Annotated in this window: 13 protein-coding genes; 4 read left to right on the top strand and 9 right to left on the bottom strand. The window is 56.0% G+C overall.

The features are described from left to right. The first annotated feature begins 170 nt into the window (after positions 1-170). From ldtD to HF679_RS10225, 3 genes are all read left to right on the top strand, one after another. The gene (gene ldtD / locus HF679_RS10235) at positions 171-1,961 is read left to right on the top strand and encodes a L,D-transpeptidase (RefSeq protein ID WP_187042947.1); all 1,791 of its coding nucleotides are present in this window, start codon (positions 171-173) and stop codon (positions 1,959-1,961) included. A 180-nt stretch (positions 1,962-2,141) separates the two neighbouring features. After that, complete coding sequence (locus tag HF679_RS10230; protein ID WP_123756250.1) at positions 2,142-2,693, top strand: YcbK family protein; 552 nt, start codon at positions 2,142-2,144, stop codon at positions 2,691-2,693. Between the two features lie 13 nt (positions 2,694-2,706). After that, on the top strand, positions 2,707-3,354 hold the full coding sequence (locus HF679_RS10225; protein ID WP_123756182.1) for an MBL fold metallo-hydrolase: 648 nt from the start codon (positions 2,707-2,709) through the stop codon (positions 3,352-3,354). 63 nt (positions 3,355-3,417) lie between these two features. Here the strand turns inward: HF679_RS10225 and HF679_RS10220 are convergent, their stop codons facing one another. The 4 genes from HF679_RS10220 to pncB all read right to left on the bottom strand — a co-directional run bounded on the left by HF679_RS10220 (position 3,418) and on the right by pncB (position 9,240). Continuing rightward, positions 3,418-4,608 carry an amino acid aminotransferase gene (locus HF679_RS10220; RefSeq protein WP_123756183.1) on the bottom strand — a complete coding sequence of 397 codons (1,191 nt, stop codon included), beginning with the start codon at positions 4,606-4,608 and terminating at the stop codon, positions 3,418-3,420. Between the two features lie 186 nt (positions 4,609-4,794). Further along, positions 4,795-5,880, bottom strand: a complete 1,086-nt coding sequence (locus HF679_RS10215) for a porin (RefSeq protein WP_123756184.1) — start codon at positions 5,878-5,880, stop codon at positions 4,795-4,797. A gap of 590 nt (positions 5,881-6,470) precedes the next feature. Next, entirely contained in the window at positions 6,471-7,871 is a 1,401-nt protein-coding gene (gene asnS, locus HF679_RS10210; protein WP_123756185.1) for an asparagine--tRNA ligase, read from the bottom strand. Between the two features lie 166 nt (positions 7,872-8,037). Continuing rightward, positions 8,038-9,240, bottom strand: coding sequence for a nicotinate phosphoribosyltransferase (pncB, locus tag HF679_RS10205; protein WP_123756186.1), 1,203 nt, complete (start codon positions 9,238-9,240; stop codon positions 8,038-8,040). Positions 9,241-9,569: 329 nt separating this feature from the next. Here pncB and pepN point away from each other — a divergent pair, with 329 nt between their 5' ends. Further along, a complete protein-coding gene (gene pepN / locus HF679_RS10200; RefSeq protein WP_154143382.1) occupies positions 9,570-12,185 on the top strand; it encodes an aminopeptidase N in 2,616 nt (871 codons plus the stop codon). A 54-nt stretch (positions 12,186-12,239) separates the two neighbouring features. Here the strand turns inward: pepN and ssuB are convergent, their stop codons facing one another. From ssuB to ssuE, 5 genes are read right to left on the bottom strand one after another with little or no spacing between them, the layout of a single operon-like run. Then, positions 12,240-13,013: an aliphatic sulfonates ABC transporter ATP-binding protein gene (gene ssuB / locus HF679_RS10195; RefSeq protein ID WP_123756188.1), complete on the bottom strand. Its 774-nt coding sequence runs from the start codon at positions 13,011-13,013 to the stop codon at positions 12,240-12,242. Then, on the bottom strand, positions 13,010-13,801 hold the full coding sequence (gene ssuC, locus HF679_RS10190; protein WP_123756189.1) for an aliphatic sulfonate ABC transporter permease SsuC: 792 nt from the start codon (positions 13,799-13,801) through the stop codon (positions 13,010-13,012). Before ssuC ends, ssuB begins: the two co-directional genes overlap by 4 nt. Positions 13,802-13,813: 12 nt before the next feature. Next, positions 13,814-14,959 (bottom strand): FMNH2-dependent alkanesulfonate monooxygenase, encoded by a 1,146-nt coding sequence (gene ssuD, locus HF679_RS10185; protein ID WP_123756190.1) that lies wholly within the window; start codon positions 14,957-14,959, stop codon positions 13,814-13,816. Continuing rightward, on the bottom strand, positions 14,956-15,918 hold the full coding sequence (locus HF679_RS10180; protein WP_187042946.1) for a sulfonate ABC transporter substrate-binding protein: 963 nt from the start codon (positions 15,916-15,918) through the stop codon (positions 14,956-14,958). The genes ssuD and HF679_RS10180 overlap by 4 nt, the downstream gene beginning before the upstream one ends. Next, entirely contained in the window at positions 15,911-16,486 is a 576-nt protein-coding gene (gene ssuE / locus HF679_RS10175) for an NADPH-dependent FMN reductase (protein ID WP_123756192.1), read from the bottom strand. Before ssuE ends, HF679_RS10180 begins: the two co-directional genes overlap by 8 nt. Positions 16,487-16,714 lie beyond the last annotated feature (228 nt).

The following is a 16,714-nucleotide window of genomic DNA, read 5'->3' as shown; positions in this document are numbered from 1 at the left end:
TAGCTAGAAGGGCGACATGATGTCGCCCTTTTTGTTGTCGGATCTGCTACCGTAACGTTGTATAATCTTTAAACTTCTTTACATTTGGGAAGGCAAAAGCGCTTTCGCCTTCATATACTGAGAGTAAGCCCTAATTTGTGGGCAGCAATGTGTCAACAGGGGGGCAAGGGATGTTGCTAAAGAAACGGTATGGTTGTTCATTGTCAGCGCTGAGTTTGAGCCTGGCACTGGCATTTGCTCCACTGTTCAATGCCCAGGCCGAAGAGCCTGAAGTCGTACCAACGGACAGCTCCGCGACCTTAGGAGAGCTGTCTTCTGCGCTAAGCCAGAGCGTCGGCCAGTCGGCGGCGGTGGCCAAAATGGCCGGTGAGCAGCCTCAGGCTGCCGGAGCCGTAGAGAAAAGTCGCGCTGATATCACAGCCCTGCTACCAGCGGGCTACCAGCCGGTGTTTATGAATCCGCTGGTGGCGCTGTATGCGGCCAGGGACATGAAACCGATGTGGGAGAACCGCGAGGCGGTTCAGGCCTTCCAGCAGCAGCTGGCCGAGGTCGCCATCGCCGGGTTTCAACCGCAGTTCACCACCTGGGTGAGCCTGCTGACCGATCCGGCAGTCAACGGTATGGCACGCGATGTCGTGCTGTCTGACGCCATGATGGGCTACCTGCATTTTATCAGCGGCATTCCGGTACAGGGGAATCGCTGGCTGTATGGCACCAAACCGTACACGATGGCGACGCCGCCGCTGTCGGTGATTAATCAGTGGCAGCTAGCGCTGGATAACGGCGCGCTGGTGCCGTTTATTGCCGGACTGACGCCAACGCACCCGCAATATGAGGCGATGCACCGCGCGCTGCTGTCGCTGGTGGCGGATTCGCGTCCGTGGCCGCAGTTGACCGGCACGGCCTCGCTGCGACCGGGTGAGTGGAGCAACGATATTGGCGCGCTGCGTGAAATTTTACAGCGCAACGGCATGCTCGACGATGCCGCTAACATTGCCCTGCCGGGGGATGTCGTCAGCCCGTCGGCGGTGAAGAAAGGGAAAGCCGCGGCACGCGGGGTCTATGATCGCCCGCTTGTCGACGCGGTGAAGCGTTTTCAGGCCTGGCAGGGACTGGGTGCCGATGGCGTTATTGGTCAATCCACACGCGACTGGTTGAATGTCTCGGCGGCGCAACGCGCCGGGGTGCTGGCGTTAAATATTCAACGCTTACGCTTGCTGCCGGGCAAACTGTCGACCGGTATCATGGTGAATATCCCGGCATTCTCACTGGTCTACTACCAGGATGGCAGCCAGGTTCTGGCATCGCGGGTTATCGTCGGTCGTCCGGATCGTAAAACGCCGATGATGAGCAGCGCGCTGAATAACGTGGTGGTTAACCCGCCGTGGAACGTTCCGCCGACGCTGGCGCGCAAAGATATTCTGCCGAAGGTGCGTAACGACCCCGGTTATCTTGAACAGCACGGTTATACCGTGATGCGCGGCTGGAACAGCAAAGAGGCGATCGATCCGTACCGGGTTGACTGGTCGACGATCACCGAAAACAATCTGCCGTTCCGCTTCCAGCAGGCGCCAGGCGCGCGTAATTCACTGGGTCGCTATAAGTTCAACATGCCAAGCTCCGATGCCATCTATCTGCATGATACGCCGAACCATAACCTGTTCCAGAAAGATGTCCGGGCGTTAAGCTCCGGCTGCGTGCGGGTGAATAAAGCCTCTGAACTGGCGAATATGCTGTTGCAGGATGCGGGCTGGAACGATACGCGGATTTCCGATGCGTTGAAGCAGGGCGACACCCGTTATGTGAATATCCGTCAAAATATTCCGGTCAATCTTTACTATTTAACCGCGTTCGTCGGGGCCGATGGCCGCATGCAATATCGTACAGATATTTACAATTACGATCTCACCGCGCGATCTGGCGCACAAATTCTGCCAAAAGCGGAACAATTAATCAGGTAAATGAAGTAGTTCAACAAAATTTGTTGTCCTAACTCTCGGTGGAAACAGGCTCTGTGCGTCTGCAGGGCCTGTATTTACTGGGGTTAGGCTACCTTGACGTTGGCAATAATGCCCGGTAAGGTGCCTTTCGTGCGCCAGAAGTGCATATATTCGATTCATTTACTTGTAGACCTGATTATCATGGACAAATTTGACGCTAATCGCCGCAAACTGCTGGCGTTAGGCGGGGCTGCGCTCGGTGCTGCAGCCATCCTGCCTGCGCCGGCATTTGCCACCCTCTCGACCCCCCGACCGCGTATTCTGACGTTGAATAACCTGCATACTGGTGAATCACTCAAGGCGGAGTTTTTCGATGGCAGAGGCTATATTCAGGATGAATTAGCAAGACTTAATCATTTCTTCCGCGATTTCCGCGCGAATAAAATTAAGACTATCGATCCGAGTTTGTTTGATCACCTCTATCGTCTGCAGGGATTACTTGGCACGAATAAACCTGTCCAGCTCATCTCTGGCTATCGTTCACTCGATACCAATGACGAGCTTCGCGCACGAAGCCGTGGTGTGGCTAAACATAGCTATCACACCAAGGGACAGGCCATGGATTTTCATATTGAAGGCATTTCGTTAAGCAATGTTCGCAAAGCGGCATTATCTATGGGCGCAGGTGGTGTAGGATACTACCCACGTAGCAATTTTGTGCATATTGATACCGGTCCGGTCAGGCACTGGTAACGAAAGGAGCATCATGAACTATCGTATTATTCCGGTCACCGCGTTCGCTCAGAACTGTTCTTTAATCTGGTGTGAACAAACCCGGCTCGCCGCATTGGTCGATCCGGGCGGCGACGCCGAGCGAATCAAACAGGAAGTGGCCGCAGCGGGCGTTAGCCTGATGCAGATTTTGCTCACCCACGGTCATCTCGACCACGTTGGTGCGGCGGCTGAACTGGCACAGCATTATGGTGTGCCGGTTATCGGCCCGGAAAAAGAAGATGAGTTCTGGCTGGAAGGGCTGCCAGCGCAAAGCCGGATGTTCGGTCTGGAAGATTGCCAGCCGCTGCAGCCGGACCGCTGGCTCAATGAAGGCGATGTGGTCAGCGTAGGGAATGTCTCTCTGCAGGTACTGCACTGCCCGGGGCATACGCCTGGACACGTTGTCTTTTTTGATGATGCTTCACGCTTGCTGATTTCCGGCGATGTGATTTTTAAAGGGGGAGTCGGGCGCAGCGATTTCCCACGCGGCGATCATGGGCAGCTGATTGATGCGATTAAACGTAAATTATTGCCGTTAGGTGATGATGTGACGTTTATTCCTGGTCACGGTCCGATATCGACGCTGGGCTATGAGCGTCTGCACAACCCCTTCCTGCAGGATGAAATGCCGGTCTGGTAATTTATCGTGTGGGGAATGTAATAAAGGCCGCGTCAGCGGCCTTTATTTTTTCTGCCGGCGAGATTACAGCACGGCGACGATCGCTTCACACAGCGGCGCCATGTTATCTGGCGTCATGCCCGCCACGTTGATACGCCCGGAAGCCACGGCGTAGATGCCGAACTCTTCACGCAGACGCAGTACCTGCTCTTTGGTCAGGCCGCTAAACGAGAACATGCCGTTTTGCTTGATGATGAAAGAGAAGTCACGGCTGGCGCCTTTTTCCTGCAGCGTATTAACAAACAGCAGACGCATGCGCTGAATGCGCTGGCGCATATCGGTCAGCTCTTGTTCCCAGATTGCACGCAGTGCGTCATTGCTGAGGATTGTGGCGACCACGGAAGCACCGTGAGCCGGCGGATTGGAGTAGTTGGCGCGGATCACCGACTTCATCTGGCTGAACGCGCGGTCAACGGTATCGGCATCGGCAGCCACCAGCGTACAGGCACCGACACGCTCGTTATACAGACCGAAGTTCTTCGAGTAGGAGCTGGCAACCAGCAGCTCTTTATGCAGCGCAACGAATGCACGCAGACCTTCAGCATCTTCTTCCAGACCACGGGCAAAGCCCTGGTAGGCGAAATCGAACAGCGGCAGCCAGCCTTTTTCGACGGACATCTGTGCCAGCTGTTGCCACTGATCCAGCGTCGGGTCGATACCGGTTGGGTTATGGCAGCAACCGTGGAACAGAACCACGTCACCCGCCTGGGCTTCACTGAGGCTTGCCAGCAGACCGTCAAAATCCAGCGCGTGGTTGGCCGCATCGTAATAGGTGTATTCACATACTTCGAGGCCGGCGGAGTTGAACACGCTCTTGTGGTTCGGCCAGCTTGGGTTGCTTACCCAGACGCGTTTTGCCGAGGTATTTTTGGCCAGGAAGTCTGCGGCAACGCGCAGAGCGCCGGTGCCACCTGGCGTCTGAGCGGTACGTGCGCGCTTATCGCTGACGATCGGGCTACCTTTACCAAACAGCAGCTCCTGAGTGCAGCGGCCAAACTCCGGAATACCGTCGATACCCAGATAGTTTTTCGTGGTTTCATTTTCCAGCAGGTATTGCTCTGCTTTTTTGACACTGGTCAGGACCGGGGTTTTACCCGTTTCATCTTTGTAAACACCAATTCCGAGGTTAATTTTAGTCGGACGGTCATCGGCACGAAACAGATCGGCCAGGCCTAAAATGGGGTCAGCAGGGGCGGCAGTAATGTTCTCAAACATGACGAGGTTCCATTGTGATTACTGAGGGAATTTCGCTATCAGGGTAACGGGAGATTTACAAATTGCCAACCGTTTGCGACAAAAAGCGAGAAGGTTTTCGAAAGTTACGATCTTTATCTTACTAAATGAGAAAAGCAGGACCGAAGTCCTGCTTTTTAGGCATATCACGAAGGGGTGTACTGCAGATTAGAACTGGTAAACGATACCAACAGCTGCCTGGTCGTCGGTAGCAACGCCAGCAGTTTTGGTGTAATCGTTGTCGTCCAGCAGGTTGAATTTGTATGCTGCGTAGACGTTCATGTTCTTGTTGAAGTAGTACCAGGTACCCAGTTCAACGTATTTAACCAGGTCAGCATCGCCGCCGGAGAAGCCAGCACGGCCCTGCAGGTCTTTACCTTTGGTCTGTACGTAACCAACGGACGGACGCAGACCGAAGTCGAACTGGTACTGAGCAACGGCTTCAAAGTTCTGAGTTTTGCCGGCGAAGTAGTTACCCTGGTTTTCCGGGGTCATGTTGTAAGTCTGGGAGTACATCACTGCAGCGTAGACGTTGTTCGCATCATACTTCGCAGAAGTTGCCCATGCTTCAGCTTTGTCGCCGTTGCCATCAGCTTTCTGATCTACGCTACGGTTAGAGCTGGAGTAGCCAGCAGACAGCGCGATACCGTTGTCAAACGCGTAGGTTGCGGAGGTGCTGACGCCGTCGCCGTTCTGTTTGTGAACGTTACGAGTGCTTGCGTCGTTTTTGCCCTGGTACTGCAGCGCGAAGCTCAGGCCGTCAACCAGACCGAAGAAGTCAGAGTTACGATAGGTTGCAACGCCGTTGGTACGGCCAGTCATGAAGTTGTCGGTGTAGTTCCAGCCGTCGCCGCCCCACTCAACCAGCATATCGGTTGCAGCTTCAACGTCGTAGATCGCACCGTAGTTACGACCGTAGTCGAATGAACCGTATTCACCCGCTTTCAGACCAGCGAATGCCAGACGAGTTTTAGTCCCCTGGGAACCTTCAACGTTGGACGCGTCCATGTTGTATTCCCACTGGCCGTAACCGGTCAGCTGGTCGTTGATCTGGGTTTCGCCTTTCAGGCCGATACGAGCGTAGGTGGTGTCTTCGCTGCTGGTGTCACCGTTGGTGGTCCAGACGTGCTCGCCAACCATTTTGCCGTAGAAATCCAGTTTGTTGCCGTTTTTGTTATAGATTTCTGCAGCATTCGCTGCGCCGGCTACCAGCAGGGCAGGAATTACCACTGCCAGAATATTGCGCTTCATCATTATTTATTACCCTCATTAATATTTTTATATGAACACTTGCCACTGCCGCCAATACATTCTGTCAATAAAAACTTACAGAACCATTGATGATAGTTTGGTGTCTGAAGGCATCTTTCCATCCGCGCCAGCGTTTCGCTAGCCGGAAAATGCTACCAATGTCGCATATGAGTAACAATAAGAAAGAGTATGTAACAAAATGTGTTTTTTAGGGAACTTTGTGAACTCAATCAAAATTCCGTTCCACTTTGTGCGTTAAATCGCCAACATATATATATCTATATGAATTAATTATGATTAATTTAGATAAAGCCGCGATTGTGCATTTTATGGCTGCATTTCGCTTTTTTTTCGCTCAGCGTTTGTCTTTGCATCTCGTGCTGCGGGAGGTTAAAAAATGAACAAAATTATCAGATGTTTCACCGAGAAATGAACATAAGATGCGATTTATCCTTACTCAGGGAGTCGTAATAGTGAGTAACATAAATGTGACGCGGAAGGGTTGATGTTTAGATTAATTAAGATTCGTTAACAAATCTTGACATAAAAAAAGGCCAGCATACGCTGGCCTTTCGGGTAATAAGGAAAAACAATCAGAATGTGGCGCTACGCGGGGTCCGCGGGAACGCAATCACATCACGCACGTTCTGTACGCCGGTGACATAGGCGATCAGACGCTCAAAGCCCAGACCGAAGCCAGAGTGCGGAACGGTGCCATAACGACGCAGATCGCGGTACCACCAGTAGTCTTCTTTATTCAGGCCCATTTCTGCCATGCGGGCATCCAGCACGTCCAGACGCTCTTCACGCTGAGAACCGCCGATGATTTCGCCGATACCCGGAGCCAGAACATCCATTGCCGCGACGGTTTTACCGTCTTCGTTAAGGCGCATATAGAACGCCTTGATGTCTTTCGGGTAGTTTTTGACGACGACCGGTGCTTTGAAGTGCTCTTCTGCCAGATAGCGCTCATGCTCGGAAGAGAGGTCTACGCCCCAGTACACCGGGTTTTCAAACTGCTTGCCGCAGTTTTCCAGAATGGTGACAGCATCGGTGTAATCGACCTGGGCGAAATCGGCATCAATAAAGCGTTCCAGACGCGATACGGCTTCTTTATCTACGCGCTCGGCGAAGAATTTCATATCGTCGGCACGCTCTTCCAGCACCGCTTTGAAGACATACTTCAGCATGGCTTCCGCCAGGCCGGCAACGTCGTTCAGGTTAGCGAAGGCCACTTCCGGCTCCAGCATCCAGAACTCCGCAAGGTGGCGGCTGGTGTTGGAGTTTTCGGCGCGGAAAGTCGGGCCGAAGGTGTAGATTTTGGACAGCGCGCAGGCATACGTTTCACCGTTCAGCTGGCCGGATACGGTCAGGAACGACTCTTTGCCGAAGAAGTCTTTATCGAAATCCACTTTGCCCTGATCGTTGCGCGGCAGGTTTTCCAGATCCAGGGTGGAAACGCGGAACATTTCGCCGGCACCTTCGGTATCGGATGCGGTGATCAGCGGCGTCGATACCCAGAAGAAACCTTGCTCGTCAAAGAAACGATGCAGTGCTTGCGCCAGGGTATGACGAACACGGGCAACGGCGCCAATCAGGTTGGTACGCGGGCGCAGGTGCGCGACTTCACGCAGGTACTCAATGCTGTGGCGCTTAGCGGCCATCGGATAGGTATCCGGATCTTCGACCCAGCCGGTCACTTCTACGCTGCTGGCCTGAATTTCGAAGCTCTGGCCCTGGCCCTGAGATGCCACGACTTTACCGGTGACGATGACCGAACAGCCGGTAGTCAGACGCAGCACTTCCTGATTGTAATTGGGCAGAGAATTACTAATGACGGCCTGTACAGGATCAAAGCAGGAACCGTCATAGACGGCCAGGAAGGAAAAGCCAGCTTTTGAATCTCGGCGAGTACGCACCCATCCGCGCACGGTGACTTCGCTGTCAACGGCAACACGGCCCTGGAGTACGTCGGCTACAGGCACAACGCTCATAATAGTCTCTCTATTCGTAGTCCAATAAAAAAAATCTGTATCCCCCGGTGATGGGGGGATATCTATGTTACCTGTCATCTTCCATCAGACAAGTAGATTTCGCACCGCGAAGGGGAGAATTCGGAAATAAATAAAGGAAAGGAGCCAGAACGGCTCCTTATGATGATTAACTGGCCTTTTTCACCGGCGGTAGATCGAAGGCTTTACGCAGCGCCCGGACAAAGGCTTTATCGTGGCAGATGGTTTTGCCGGGGCTGTCAGAGAGTTTGGCGACGGGCTTACCGTTACACTCCACGAGCTTGATGACGATATTGAGCGGTTTCACCTGAGGAATGTCGCAGGTTAAGCGCGTACCAATTCCGAAGCTGAGATTAACCCGTGACGCGAAGTGGCGATATAAATCCACCGCTTTGGCCAGATCGAGATTATCGGAGAACACCAGCACTTTACTCAGCGGGTCGATCCCCAGCTTGTGGTAGTGCGCGATGGCTTTCTCTCCCCACTCAACCGGATCGCCGGAATCATGGCGCAGGCCCTGATAGCGGGTGGCAAACTCCGGGCCGAAATCTCGCAGGAACGCATCCATGGTAATGCAGTCGGTCAGGGCGATCCCCAACTGGTCGGGGTACTCTTCCAGCCATGCGGCCAGTGCCGCGCGCTGGCTGCTGGCGAGGTTAGGGCTAATTTGCTGATGCGCCTGGAACCATTCGTGTGCCTGGGTGCCCATGGGCGTCAGATTCAGACGGCGGGCCAGATCGTAGTTGCTGGTGCCGACAAACCACGGCTCCTGCTGCAGGCGTTCAACGATGGCCTGCTGCACCTCACGCGAGAAACGGCGGCGGGTGCCGAAGTCCATCAGGCGGAAGCCGCTGAGATCGAGGTCGGCGGTCATCTGCCTGAAATCGGCCAGCTTGTGTTCGAGCGTGTCCAACGCCAAATCGACGCTGATTTCCGGCGAGCGATAATGGTGAACCAGCTCGCTGATCACTGCCAGCAACGGGACTTCCCACATGATCACTTCACGCCACGGGCCGGACAGGCGAATATTCAACTTGCCGTTGTCATTGCTGACGCTGACCTGGCTCGGGTCGTAACGGAAGTCACGCAGCCAGTCGAGGTAATCCTGAGAAAAGAACGGCAGGGTAGACAACCAGTGATATTCATCGTCCTGCAGCGTCAGGTCACGCATGGTCTCAACCTGCTCGCGGATCGCATCGGCATAGATACCAAGCAGATCGTCGCCGCGGCAGCGGAACTCCGCCGCAACATGCACATCTTCGTAGCGGTGGAAGACAGCCTGCTGCATATGCAGCTTGTAGGCATCCGTATCAAGCAGCGAGTGCAGTACAGGAGAAGTGAATTGTGTCATGGTGCGCAGTAGCGTCCTCTCACTGGAGCGTTTCCATCAAAACCGAAGCAGAAAAAAGGAGGCGGAGTATACCTTTATTACCCGACTCTGTCCCGCAGTGGCGATCGATGGCGACGCTGGCGGTCATTTGCGAGGCCTAGTTTAATATATTGAACAGGGATCACACCACAAGCTTTATAGCGGGTCGAGTGCATTTCGTGCCTCTAATGTTATCGATATGTAGCAATTTTCGTGTTTGGCATTGAAAAGATGAAGATTCTGCGTAGCGCGATCTACACAACAGGAATAGACTGGGTTTGACACTTTATGGAACATGCTAAAGGTTTTTTATGACACAACAGCCCCAAGCCAAATACCGCCACGATTACCGTGCGCCGGATTATCTGATTAGCGATATCGATTTGACCTTTGACCTGGATGCCGAGAAAACCGTTGTTACGGCAGAGAGTAAAGTCTCCCGTCACGCGGCGGCGTCTGATGTGCCGTTGCGTCTGGATGGCGAAGACCTGACGCTGGTCTCCCTGAACGTGGATGGCCAGCCGTGGAGCCACTATAAAGAAGAAAATAACCAACTGGTGATCGAAGGATTACCGGAACATTTCACCCTGACTATCGTCAATGAAATCAGCCCGGCGGCCAATACCGCGCTGGAAGGCCTGTATCAGTCCGGCGAAGCGCTGTGCACCCAATGTGAAGCCGAAGGGTTCCGACATATTACCTGGTATCTGGATCGCCCGGATGTCCTGGCGCGTTTCACCACCAAAATTATCGCCGATAAAGCGAAGTATCCGTACCTGCTCTCCAACGGCAACCGCGTTGCGCAGGGGGAACTGGAACAGGGGCGTCACTGGATCCAGTGGCAGGACCCGTTCCCGAAACCGTGCTATCTGTTTGCGCTGGTGGCCGGCGATTTCGACGTGCTGCGCGATACCTTCAAAACCCGCTCCGGGCGTGAAGTGGCGCTGGAGCTGTTCGTTGACCGCGGCAACCTCGATCGCGCGCCGTGGGCGATGACGTCGCTGAAAAACTCCATGAAATGGGACGAAACCCGTTTCGGCCTCGAGTACGACCTCGACATCTATATGATTGTCGCCGTCGACTTCTTCAATATGGGCGCCATGGAGAACAAAGGACTGAACGTCTTTAACTCCAAATACGTGCTGGCCCGTACCGATACCGCGACCGATAAAGACTACCTCGATATCGAACGGGTGATTGGCCACGAATATTTCCATAACTGGACCGGTAACCGCGTCACCTGTCGCGACTGGTTCCAGTTGAGCCTCAAAGAGGGGCTGACCGTCTTCCGCGATCAGGAGTTCAGCTCCGACCTCGGTTCACGTGCAGTCAACCGGATTAGTAACGTTCGCACCATGCGCGGCATGCAGTTCGCTGAAGATGCCAGCCCGATGGCCCATCCTATCCGCCCGGATATGGTCATTGAGATGAACAACTTCTACACCCTGACGGTATATGAAAAAGGGGCGGAAGTGATCCGCATGCTGCACACCTTGTTGGGCGAAGCCAACTTCCAGAAAGGGATGCAGCTGTACTTCGAACGTCATGACGGCAGCGCCGCCACCTGCGACGACTTTGTCCAGGCGATGGAAGATGCGTCCAATGTCGACCTGTCCCATTTCCGTCGCTGGTACAGCCAGTCCGGTACGCCGGTGGTGAGCGTCCATGATGACTACAACCCGGAAACCGAACAGTATACTTTGACCATCAGCCAGCGTACTCCGCCGACCGCGGAACAGCCGGAAAAACAGCCGCTGCACATTCCGTTCGACATCGAACTGTATGACAACGAAGGCAAGGTGATCCCGCTGCAGAAGGGCGGTCATCCGGTGCATCATGTGCTGAACGTGACCCAGGCCGAGCAGACGTTTGTGTTCGACAACGTCTACTTCCAGCCGGTACCGGCGCTGCTGTGCGAATTTTCCGCTCCGGTGAAGCTGGAGTATAAATGGAGCGATCAACAGCTGACGTTCCTGATGCGCCATGCGCGTAACGACTTCTCCCGCTGGGATGCTGCGCAGAGCCTGCTGGCAACCTACATCAAGCTGAACGTCAATCGCCATCAGCAGGGTCAGCCGCTGTCGCTGCCGATTCATGTGGCCGACGCGTTCCGCGCGATCCTGCTGGATGAGAAGATTGACCCGGCGCTGGCGGCAGAAATTCTGACGCTGCCTTCCGCCAACGAAATCGCGGAATTGTTTGCCATCATCGATCCGATCGCCATTGCGGCGGTACGGGAAGCGCTGACCCGCACGCTGGCGAAAGAGCTGGCGGACGAGTTCCTGGCAATCTACAACGCCAACAAGCTCGCGAGCTATCGCGTGGAACATGCCGATATCGGCAAACGTTCACTGCGCAATACCTGCCTACGTTACCTGGCGTTCGGCGACGTTGAGCTGGCAAACAAACTGGTCGTCGCGCAGTATCATCAGGCGGACAATATGACCGACGCGCTGGCGGCACTGTCGGCGGCGGTGGCGGCGGAACTGCCGTGCCGCGATGCGCTGATGCAGGAGTATGACGATAAGTGGCATCAGGACGGTCTGGTGATGGATAAATGGTTTATCCTGCAGTCCACCAGCCCGGCGGCGAATGTCGTGGAAACGGTGCGCGGCCTGCTGAATCACCGCTCCTTCAGCATCAGCAACCCGAACCGCGTTCGTTCGCTGATTGGCGCCTTTGCCGGCAGCAACCCGGCGGCGTTCCATGCGGAAGACGGCAGCGGCTACCAGTTCCTGGTTGAAATGCTGACTGAACTCAACAGCCGTAACCCGCAGGTGGCGTCTCGCCTGATTGAGCCGTTGATTCGTCTGAAACGTTACGATGCCAAACGTCAGGCGCTGATGCGTGGGGCGCTGGAGCAGCTGAAAGGTCTGGAGAATCTCTCCGGGGATCTGTTCGAAAAAATCAGTAAAGCACTGGCGTAACGGTCAGGGGATCCCCGGTACGCGCAGCGCGACCGGGGAGATCAAAAACGGTGGTTAACCGTGATTCAATAAGCGCGGCGCAGACTCGCTCTTGCCGCGCTGCATAACCCGGTCCAGCACCTCGGCTTCCAGCTCGGCCAGGCGCGCCGAACCGGTCCGCCGTGGACGTGGAATATCCACCACTAAATCCAGCCCAATTTTACCGTCTTCAATCAACAGCACCCGGTCGGCCATCGCCACCGCTTCGCTGACGTCATGCGTCACCAGCAGCACGGTGAAGCCATGTTGTTCCCACAACGACACAATCAAATCCTGCATTTCCAGGCGGGTTAACGCATCCAGCGCCCCCAGCGGCTCGTCGAGCAGCAGCAGGCCCGGACGGTGAATCAAGGCGCGGGCCAACGCCACCCGCTGCTTTTGCCCGCCGGAGAGCGCCGCCGGCCAGTCGCCGGCACGGCTTTCCAGACCCACGCTGGCCAATGCCTGGCGGGCCGCGTCGTGCCAGGCGCCTTTCAGGCCCAGTCCGACGTTGTCGATCACCGTTTTCCATGGCAGCAATCGCGCATCCTGAAACATCATTCGCGTATCGTCCTGGATCTGCGCCAGCGGGGTGGCACCGGCCAGCAGTTCGCCATCATTGGGCTTTTCCAGCCCGGCGAGCAGACGCAGCAGGGTGCTTTTGCCGCCGCCGCTGCGCCCGACTACCGCGACAAATTGCCCGGTAGGAATATGTAAATCCAGCGCGTTCAGAATGGTATTGTCGCCGTAGCGCTTACTTACGCCGTTCAGTAACAGCGGGATCCCTGGGTTGAGACGGGCTGTGGTCATGCGTTGGCCTCCTGAAGATGATAAGCCGGGTTCCAGCGTAACCACACGCGCTCCAGCAGCTGTGCGCTGACGTCGGCCAGTTTGCCAAGAATGGCGTAAAGAATGATGGCTACCACCACCACATCGGTTTGTAAAAACTCGCGGGCGTTCATGGCCAGATAACCAATGCCGGCGTTGGCGGAGATGGTTTCGGCCACGATCAGCGTCAGCCACATCAGGCCAAGGGCGAAGCGGATCCCGACCATGATGGAGGGCAGGGCGCCTGGCAGAATCACATGGCGGAAGAGGGCAAAGCCGGATAAGCCGTAGCTCCGCGCCATCTCCAGCAGCCCACGGTCGATGTTACGAATGCCGTGCCAGGTGTTGATGTAAATAGGGAACATGGTCCCCAGCGCGACGAGGAAAATTTTGGCGCTTTCGTCAATGCCGAACCATAAAATCACCAGCGGAATCAGGGCCAGATGCGGCACATTGCGCAGCATCTGAATCGAGGTATCCAGCAGACGTTCGCCCCAGCGCGAGAGGCCACTGATCAGCCCGAGCACCAGCCCGATAGAGCCGCCGATGGCAAAGCCCAGCAGCGCACGCCATGAGCTGATAGCCAGATGCTGCCACAGCTCGCCGCTGGCGGAGAGCGTCCAGAAGGCTTTCAGGACCCCCTCCGGAGAGGGGAGAATGCGGGTGGATAACCAGCCGACCGACGACGCGAGTTGCCAGATGATGACGGTTCCCACCGGCAGCAGCCAGGGAGCAACCCGCATCAGCAGTTTTTGCGCAGACCTTGCCATGATGTGTGCTCCTTAGCTTTGCGCGACTTTACGCGGGATAAACTCATTGGCGACCGCTTCGCCCTGTTGGCGCAGGCTCTGCGGTTGCGGAACCGACGGAATATTGACATCCAGCAGCGGGAACAGCAGCTCCCCGACGCGATAAGCTTCTTCAAGATGCGGGTAGCCGGAGAAGATAAAGCTATCGATACCCAGTGCCGCGTATTCATTGATGCGCTCGGCCACGGTGGCCGCATCGCCCACCAGCGCGGTTCCGGCGCCGCCACGTGCCAGCCCGACGCCAGCCCACAGGTTGGGGCTGATTTCCAGTTTGTCACGCTGACCGTTATGCAACGCCGCCATCCGCTGTTGGCCGACCGAGTCGGTTTTGGCGAAGGCCGCCTGCGCGCGGGCAATGGTCTCATCATCAAGATGCGAAATGAGGCTGTCAGCCGCCTGCCAGGCCTCTTCATTGGTTTCCCGGACAATCACATGCAGACGGATCCCGAAGCGGACCTGGCGACCATGACGCGCGGCTTTTTCCCGCACCTGGGCAATTTTTTCCGCCACCTGCTCCGGCGGTTCTCCCCAGGTCAGATAGAGGTCGACCTGTTCCGCCGCCAGATCCTGCGCGACGTCAGAGGATCCGCCGAAGTAGAGCGGCGGCCGCGGCTGCTGGATCGGGGGAAACAGCAGCTTCGCGCCGCGCACCCGCTGGTGATTACCGTTATAAGTGACCGTTTCTCCCTCCATCAGGCGGCGCCAGATATGGGTAAATTCCGCGGAGGCTTCATAGCGCTCGGTATGGTCGAGGAATACCCCGTCGCCGGCCAGCTCCTGCGGATCGCTACCTGTTACCAGGTTAAACAACGCCCGGCCGTTGGACAGGCGGTCGAGCGTTGCGGCCTGGCGAGCGGCAACCGTCGGGGACATCACGCTGGGGCGCAGGGCCACGAGAAACTTCAGCCGTTGCGTCACCGGGATCATCGAGGCGGCAACCAGCCAGGCATCTTCGCAGGAGCGGCCGGTCGGGATCAGCACGCCGGTAAACCCAAGACGGTCGGCGGTTTGTGCGATCTGTTGCAGATAACCATGATCTACCGGACGAGCGCCTTCGTCAGTGCCAAGATAGCGGCCATCGCCGTGGGTCGGTAAAAACCAGAACATATTTAAACTCATGATTTTGCTCCTTGCGCCACGGCGGGCTGCCAGATTCGGGTGCGGATATCGACTTTTTTCGGTACCAGTTTGTTCTCATAGAACAGGTCGGCGGTTTGCTGCTGGCGAGCGGCCGTTTCGGCACTGACCGGGGTAATGGTGGTGGGCGGGCGATGGTCAAGATAGCTGGCGATCACCGCTTCCGGCACACCCATGGTTTTCGCCAGTAAGGTAATGCTTTGCGGGCGCTGGCTCAGGGTCAGGGCATCCGCCTGGCTGAATGTTTCCAGTACGCCGGTAATAAAGGCCGGGTTTTTGTCGGCATAGGGGCGCGCTGCGAGATAGAAAGAGCCGGTTTGTTTCAGGTCGCTGCCATCTTTCAACACCCGGGCGTGGGTTTGCTGCAGCGCCGCAGAGTAGTACGGATCCCAGATAGCCCAGGCATCCACGTTGCCCTGCTGGAACGCCGCTCGAGCGTCGGCAGGAGCCAGATAGACCGGTTGAATATCGCTGATTTTCAGGCCAGCTTGCTGTAGGGCCCGCAGCAGCAGGTTGTGGGAGCTGGAACCTTTCTGGAACGCGACTTTACGTCCCTTGAGTTCCGCCACGCTTTTTATCGGACTGTCCTGGGCCACCAGAATCACTTCCGCTTTGGGCTTCGGCGGTTCGGCACCGATGTAAACCAGATCGGCTCCGGCGGCCTGGGCAAATATCGGCGGAATGTCACCGGTACTGCCCAGATCGATGCTGCCGACATTTAACGCTTCGAGCATCTGCGGTCCCGCCGGGAATTCCACCCAGGAGATGGTGGTATGCGGATAGCGTTTTTCCAGCAGCTGGTGGCTTTTGGCCAGCACCATGCTGACGCTGCCTTTTTGGTAGCCGATGCGCAGCGCGTCAGGCGCGCTTTCCGCCGCGTGGCTCAGGGCAGAAAACGTCAGTAACCCGCTGAGGGTCAGGGTTCGCAGGATTTTACGCATGCTCCACCCCGCGAATGCTCTTGAGGCCAGGGGCCCGGCTGGCGGTGCGGTGCAGCGCTTGCCAGAATGTTTCCAGCGCCTGATCGAGGCGGCCCTGCAGGTTGGGCGTAAACTGCGGCTTGTGCTGATAGTCGGTAATCTGGCTATCGTCAGCAAAGACGCCGTGGAGGATCTCCTGGGCTTTCAGGGCGTTGAGAACCGGCTTCAGGGCATAATCCACCGCCAGCATATGGGCGATAGTGCCGCCGGTGGCCAGCGGCAGGACGATTTTCCCCTCCAGCGCCCGCTCCGGAAGCAGGTCGAGCAGGGTCTTCAGGGCGCCGGAAAACGATGCTTTATAGACCGGGGTGGCGATAATCAGCCCGTCAGCGCCGGACAGTTGTTCGTTAAGGGTCTGCAGCGCCGGGCTATCGAAACGGGCATAAAGCAGGTCTTCCGGGGCAAAGTTTTGCAGGTGCCAGTGGCAAACTTCAACATCAGCCGCGGAGAGTGTTGCTCTGGCATATTCCAGAAGCGCACTGGAACGGGAAGGGTAGCGCGGGCTGCCCGCAAGTGTAATGACACGCATCGTCTCTCTCCTTATAACTAAATGTTTGCATTTATCTATAATTGATAACATTTGCGTGCAGTGTGACAGAGGCGATTTATTTCCCTAAATGATTTTTCCACCCTTGTTTTGTCAGAATTTGCATAATGGAAGGGAAGAGAAGAAAACGTTTGCGTCGGATGCGAGATTTTTTGTTGTAGGTCAATTCCCTTTCAGGCGCCGATCGAACATAATACGCCCCCGGTTTGC

The organism is Enterobacter sp. JUb54, from assembly GCF_014298075.1.
GTDB lineage: Bacteria > Pseudomonadota > Gammaproteobacteria > Enterobacterales > Enterobacteriaceae > Klebsiella > Klebsiella lignicola.
The sequence above is the reverse complement of the archived record's forward strand: the minus strand, read 5'-3'. Positions and strand labels throughout refer to the sequence as shown.

Bases quoted from the DNA above. Each gene is read 5' to 3' on its own strand.
- ssuD (WP_123756190.1), bottom strand. From the start codon at position 14,959: ATGAGTTTAAATATGTTCTGGTTTTTACCGACCCACGGCGATGGCCGC.
- ssuC (WP_123756189.1), bottom strand. From the start codon at position 13,801: ATGGCAAGGTCTGCGCAAAAACTGCTGATGCGGGTTGCTCCCTGGCTG.
- asnS (WP_123756185.1), bottom strand. From the start codon at position 7,871: ATGAGCGTTGTGCCTGTAGCCGACGTACTCCAGGGCCGTGTTGCCGTT.
- HF679_RS10215 (WP_123756184.1), bottom strand. From the start codon at position 5,880: ATGATGAAGCGCAATATTCTGGCAGTGGTAATTCCTGCCCTGCTGGTA.
- ssuB (WP_123756188.1), bottom strand. From the start codon at position 13,013: ATGACCACAGCCCGTCTCAACCCAGGGATCCCGCTGTTACTGAACGGC.
- pepN (WP_154143382.1), top strand. From the start codon at position 9,570: ATGACACAACAGCCCCAAGCCAAATACCGCCACGATTACCGTGCGCCG.
- HF679_RS10220 (WP_123756183.1), bottom strand. From the start codon at position 4,608: ATGTTTGAGAACATTACTGCCGCCCCTGCTGACCCCATTTTAGGCCTG.
- pncB (WP_123756186.1), bottom strand. From the start codon at position 9,240: ATGACACAATTCACTTCTCCTGTACTGCACTCGCTGCTTGATACGGAT.
- HF679_RS10230 (WP_123756250.1), top strand. From the start codon at position 2,142: ATGGACAAATTTGACGCTAATCGCCGCAAACTGCTGGCGTTAGGCGGG.
- HF679_RS10225 (WP_123756182.1), top strand. From the start codon at position 2,707: ATGAACTATCGTATTATTCCGGTCACCGCGTTCGCTCAGAACTGTTCT.
- ssuE (WP_123756192.1), bottom strand. From the start codon at position 16,486: ATGCGTGTCATTACACTTGCGGGCAGCCCGCGCTACCCTTCCCGTTCC.
- HF679_RS10180 (WP_187042946.1), bottom strand. From the start codon at position 15,918: ATGCGTAAAATCCTGCGAACCCTGACCCTCAGCGGGTTACTGACGTTT.
- ldtD (WP_187042947.1), top strand. From the start codon at position 171: ATGTTGCTAAAGAAACGGTATGGTTGTTCATTGTCAGCGCTGAGTTTG.